The organism is Ammonicoccus luteus, assembly GCF_050880385.1.
Lineage (GTDB): Bacteria > Actinomycetota > Actinomycetes > Propionibacteriales > Propionibacteriaceae > Enemella.
In genome coordinates this window covers 1-615 of the sequence record NZ_JBNZCI010000021.1, presented here as the reverse complement: position 1 = coordinate 615, position 615 = coordinate 1, and the positions used below count along the sequence as shown (strand labels likewise).

The following is a 615-nucleotide window of genomic DNA, read 5'->3' as shown; positions in this document are numbered from 1 at the left end:
GGCCCACCAGTCCACGACGACCTCTGCGCGATCACGGATGACCAGGGCAGGGTCTGGCACGAGTTCACCGCCGACACGGCAAACCAGTTGTGGGTAGGCGACATCACCGAGCACAGGACGCGCGAGGGCAAGCTGTATGTCTGCGCATTCAAAGACGTGTTCTCCAACCGGATCGTGGGGTACTCCATCGACTCCCGAATGAAGTCCAAGATCGCGGTCGCAGCGTTGAACAACGCCGTCGCCAGACGCGGCGATACCGCCGGATGCGTGGTTCACACCGATCGGGGCTCGCAATTTCGAAGCCGGAAGTTCGTTCGCGCCCTAGGTCGTCACGACATGGTCGGGTCGATGGGCAGAGTCGGCGCGGCCGGGGACAACGCAGCTATGGAGAGCTTCTTCTCGCTGCTTCAGAACAATGTCCTCGACCGACGTTCATGGGCCACCCGGGACGACCTGCGGATCGCGATCGTGACCTGGATCGAACGGACCTACCACCGACGCCGTCGGCAGGACGCCCTCGGCCGGTTGACCCCCATCGAGTACGAGACGATCATGACCACACCAGCCCTTCAGGCTGCGTGACTAATCACTGTCACCTGATCGTGCAGCAGACCC

At 62.6% G+C, this 615-nt stretch carries 1 protein-coding gene; it reads left to right on the top strand.

The window, feature by feature from the left end:
- Positions 1-582 (top strand): IS3 family transposase (locus ACQ260_RS17310; protein ID WP_432560713.1); only part of this gene is annotated, 582 nt, incomplete at its 5' end.
- Positions 583-615: the final 33 nt, after the last annotated feature.